Source organism: Mesorhizobium sp. M7A.F.Ca.CA.002.04.1.1, from assembly GCF_004022805.1.
GTDB lineage: Bacteria > Pseudomonadota > Alphaproteobacteria > Rhizobiales > Rhizobiaceae > Mesorhizobium > Mesorhizobium ciceri.
On the sequence record NZ_RZPL01000514.1, the window covers coordinates 1 to 4286 of the forward strand.

Genomic DNA, 4286 nt, shown 5'->3' on the forward strand with positions numbered 1-4286 from the left:
CACCGGAAACGAGAAATGCGCATTCTGACCGAACAGCGCGAAGGCGAGCTCGTCGGTCTGCGTCTTGCCGACGAAGCGTGCGCCGGCATCGAGGATCATCTGCACGGCGGGTGCGGTGCGCGAGGCTGCGTGGCTTTCGGCGAATTTTTGCAAATTGCCGCAACCGGTGCGGTAGCCGGCGACGTCGTATATGTCCTTGACGGCCAGCCGCAGGCCGGCCAACGGGCCGAGCTGGGCATGTGCCACGGGCATCTGGCGAAGATCGAGAAAGGCGTTGAGAGGGCCGTGCGTGCCTGTCATCGTTCGATATCCGGATACGGTTGCCGCAACATTGTTCGACGCCAGAAATTTTACAACCTGCGATACGATTTTTATTGATTGTGAAAGTCTTCGCCCTTATATCGCGCTTGCCCAAAGTCGCACGTGCCTGTGGGTGTCCGCCGATCCTCGAATGGTGAGGGAAATCGGTAAGGTAACTGGAGCCAACCCCTCCAGTCGGTCTAGCGGCCAACCGCCAGCCCGAGGACACCTTGAAGCAACGACGGTGCGGGCCTTTCTGGTGTTCTGCCGGTTGTCCAAAAACCGGGGTTACTGAAGAGGCACACCTTCATTGCCGGCAGTGCGGACGGGTCTCCCATCCAAGCCAAGGCAGACAAAGCGAACCGAGGCCGGGCAAGGCCAAGGTTCACCGCCGCGAGACGGCGCTTCATGGTTCCGGGGTCTCCACCGGCTGGTTCCATGGATTTCCGTCCCGCCTTTGTCCACCGCGAGTTCGCGAGGCCGACAGCCCGCGTCCCGCAGCCTTATTGCGCGCCGAAAGGCGCTGATGGAGAGACCCCGATGGCCACCCAGCGCATCCTTGACTTCCTCGCCACCCGACGTCCGACCGGCCCCTGCCTCGTCGTCGACCTCGATGTCGTGCGCGACAATTTCCGCGCCTTCGAGAAGGCGCTGCCCGATTCCAGGATCTACTATGCGGTGAAAGCAAACCCGGCGCCGGAAATCCTGCGCCTGCTTGCTGCGATGGGCTCGTCCTTCGACACCGCTTCCGTTGCCGAAGTCGAGATGGCGATGGACGCTGGTGCACCGGCGGACCGCATCTCCTTCGGCAACACCATCAAGAAGGAGCGTGACATCGCACGCGCCTACCAGCTCGGCATCCGCCTGTTCGCCGTCGATTGCGTCGAAGAGGTCGAGAAGATCGCCCGCGTCGCGCCCGGTGCGCGCGTGTTCTGCCGCGTGCTGACCGATGGCGAGGGCGCCGAGTGGCCGCTGTCGCGCAAGTTCGGCTGCGTGCCGGCGATGGCCGTCGACGTGCTGCGCCATGCCAAGGGGCTCGGCCTCGACGCCTATGGCGTGTCGTTCCATGTCGGCTCGCAGCAGACCGACCTGACCGCCTGGGACCGCGCGCTGGCCGACGCCAAGGTGGTGTTCGCGACGCTCGCCGAGGAAGGCATCGTCTTGAAGATGGTCAATATGGGCGGTGGTTTCCCGACGCGCTATCTGCGTGACGTGCCGGCCGCCCAGGCCTATGGCCAGGCGATCTTCTCGGCGCTGCGCAAGCATTTCGGCAATGCCATTCCGGAGACCATCATCGAGCCGGGCCGTGGCATGGTCGGCAATGCCGGCGTCATCAAGTCGGAAGTCGTGCTGATCTCGAAGAAGGCCGCCAACGACAATGTGCGCTGGGTGTTCCTCGACATCGGCAAGTTCGGCGGCCTGGCCGAGACGATGGACGAGGCGATCCGCTACCCGATCGTCACCGCGCATGACGGCACGGAGACCGCACCTTGCGTGCTCGCCGGCCCGACCTGCGATTCGGCCGACGTGATGTACGAGAAGACGCCCTATCTGCTGCCTTTGTCGCTGACCATCGGCGACGAGGTGCTGATCGAAGGCACCGGCGCCTACACGACCACCTACTCGGCGGTCGCCTTCAACGGCTTCGAGCCTCTCCGATCCTACGTGATCTGACGGCGCTTGCTCAGCGCATTTTCGAACGGCGAACCGGACACAACTTCGCCTGAAAATGCGCTGAGAGAGCCGATCAGATCATCCCAGGTGGGCGACTTTCGTCCACCCGGGCTCGCCTGTGGAACAGATCTCCGCTCGCCAGGGATTACGGAAATGGAAATGCCAGTTGAAATTGGGGGCCACGCACCGGCCTTTGTGATGGTTGCCGAAACCGCCGCCGATGTTGCGGCGCGCGAGGCGTTGCTCGATCGGGCGATGGGGCCGAAGCGCAGGAAAAAGTCGTCGGAGAAGCTGCGGCGTGGCCGGCGGCCCTCGGAAGGCCTGGTCTTCGTCGCCCGCGATGGCTCGGGCGGCGTCGCCGGCACCGTGCGGCTGTGGGACGTCAGGCTGGGCGAGGGCGGTGCGGCTGCGCTGCTGCTTGGCCCGCTTGCCGTCGATCCGTCGCTCAAGAACGCCGGCATCGGCTCGGCCCTGATGCGCCATGCCATCGCCGAGGCGGCACGTCTTGGCCATGCCGCGATCCTTCTGGTCGGCGATGCGCCCTATTACGCGCGCTTCGGCTTCTCGGCCGAGAAGACCGGTTCGCTTGCCATGCCGGGACCCTATGAGCGGCACCGCCTGCTGGCGCTGGAACTGGTGGAAGGCGCGCTTGACGGCGTGCACGGCACGCTGAGGGCGGCCGGCCGCAAGCTGAAGGCGCAGGAATTGATATCGGCGGCCTGAGATACGAAGCCGCCAGCATTTCATGCAAAAACGCCGCCCGAAAAGGCGGCGTTTTTTCGCGATTGGTGGGCGCCACCTTGGGCGCCTGCATGCCTTCAGCCGATCAGCTGGCTGAGCGCCATGGCAACGGTCATGTCGCCTTCGACCTTTATCTTGCCGGTCATGAACGCCATTGTCGGGTTCAGGTCGCCAGCGATCAGCGAATCGAGATCGTCGAGCGAGAGCTTGATGGTGCAGTCGGTGGGTGCATCGGTGTTCGAGACGGTTGCGCCGTCGATGACGATGACGCCGTCGCTGCCGGTGTCGAATTTCACGGAACGATCGAACCCGCTGCTGGCCACGCGCGACTTGATCTTCTCGGCAATCTCCTGAACGCTCACGCTGTTCTCCTTGTCTGGTTGCATCTGTCTCGCAACGGCGCTTCGATCCAGCCGAAGCCCGTGCCGCGGTTTCGCGATCACGGTCGCTGCCGCATATAGCTTTGCGTTGACGTTTACGTCAACGCGAATTCAGGCGGTTGGTTCCTGCCGTTGCGGCAGGCGAGCCTGGAGGAGGCCGGAAATGCGAGCCCGGCAACTCAGTGTTCCTTGAACGCCTTGGTCATTTCGCTCGCCGTCTCGCTTTTCTTGCGGCGCAGCCAGTTGTCGCGGATTTCGTCCTTCGACAGGAAATTGACCTGGTCGATCAGAACCTCATGCACCAAAGGCGCCCCGACACGCGTGTTGACGGTATCGCGGATGGCGGCGCGGAAGGCATCGAGATCGATCGTCGCCTTGTTGGTGAAGTCGATCTGCGGATTGGAATAGAGGTAGGAATAGACCTGGTCGGTGATCAGCGCTTCGGCCGGAATGGACAGTTTCTTGATCTGCTCGGGTTCGACCGTGTAGACAAGCTTGGTCAGGAAATAGCCGCCGATCTCGGAATCGCGGATCAGCGGCACCGAAATGATGTCGGTCTTGACGTAGTCGAGGCCGCCCAGCATCGGCTTCGGCGTTTCGCCGACACCGCGCTCGCCGGCCGCCTGGAAAGAATAGAACACGGCGCCCAGCGTTGCGGCGCAGATCCAGACGGCGATGGCGATGACCTTGATCATCGGGCCTTGTCAGTCCCTTGGTCAGTCCCTTGCAATGGCAACGCGGCACGGCGCCGTTGCCGAGGCAGGATCTCCGATGTGTCGCCTGTGTTCGCCATCACGCCTTTATCCAGCCGAACTCGCCGGCGGAATAGGTGCCGTCGGTCTCGGCGCGCTGGATGGCGTGCCGCAGCAGGCTGGCGACTTCGTTGACCGCGCTGAGATGCGCCAGGATCGCCGCTTCGTTCTTCGCCAGCTTCTGGCGCAGCCGGGTCAGGCCCTCGCGGTGCTGCTCGAGGAATTCGGCTTCGCTGCCGCCCTTCATGGCGCGGGTCAACTCGTAGAGGTAGCGGCTCTTGCGGGCGTTCGATGCCTTGAGATCATAGTTGGTGGCGTTGCGGATGCCTGCCGTCTCTTCCTCGACCACTTCCTCGATGCGGCCGATGATGGCGGCGAGGTTGCCGGGCCGCGCGAACGGGATCGGCGCTTCCGACGTGGTCGTGCGTGCTGGCAGGTT

The 4286-nt window shown here is 63.6% G+C and carries 6 protein-coding genes; 2 read left to right on the top strand and 4 right to left on the bottom strand.

Annotated elements, in window-relative coordinates; all coding sequences use genetic code 11:
- Window positions 1-300: amidase family protein (locus ENZ75_RS23035; RefSeq protein ID WP_245481195.1), on the bottom strand; the 300-nt coding region annotated here is incomplete at its 3' end.
- A 540-nt stretch (window positions 301-840) separates the two neighbouring features.
- Here ENZ75_RS23035 and odc2 point away from each other — a divergent pair.
- Window positions 841-1974 (top strand): ornithine/lysine decarboxylase, encoded by a 1134-nt coding sequence (gene odc2, locus ENZ75_RS23040; RefSeq protein ID WP_024502712.1) that lies wholly within the window; start codon window positions 841-843, stop codon window positions 1972-1974.
- A gap of 153 nt (window positions 1975-2127) precedes the next feature.
- Window positions 2128-2697, top strand: a complete 570-nt coding sequence (locus ENZ75_RS23045; protein WP_063168935.1) for an N-acetyltransferase — start codon at window positions 2128-2130, stop codon at window positions 2695-2697.
- 95 nt (window positions 2698-2792) lie between these two features.
- Here the strand turns inward: ENZ75_RS23045 and ENZ75_RS23050 are convergent, their stop codons facing one another.
- The 3 genes from ENZ75_RS23050 to ENZ75_RS23060 form a co-directional block, all read right to left on the bottom strand.
- A complete protein-coding gene (locus ENZ75_RS23050) occupies window positions 2793-3101 on the bottom strand; it encodes an SCP2 sterol-binding domain-containing protein (protein WP_128337429.1) in 309 nt (102 codons plus the stop codon).
- A 173-nt stretch (window positions 3102-3274) separates the two neighbouring features.
- Window positions 3275-3790, bottom strand: coding sequence for a hypothetical protein (locus tag ENZ75_RS23055; RefSeq protein ID WP_013529757.1), 516 nt, complete (start codon window positions 3788-3790; stop codon window positions 3275-3277).
- 97 nt (window positions 3791-3887) lie between these two features.
- A partial coding sequence (locus tag ENZ75_RS23060; protein WP_245481197.1) for a hypothetical protein occupies window positions 3888-4286 on the bottom strand: 399 nt, incomplete at its 5' end.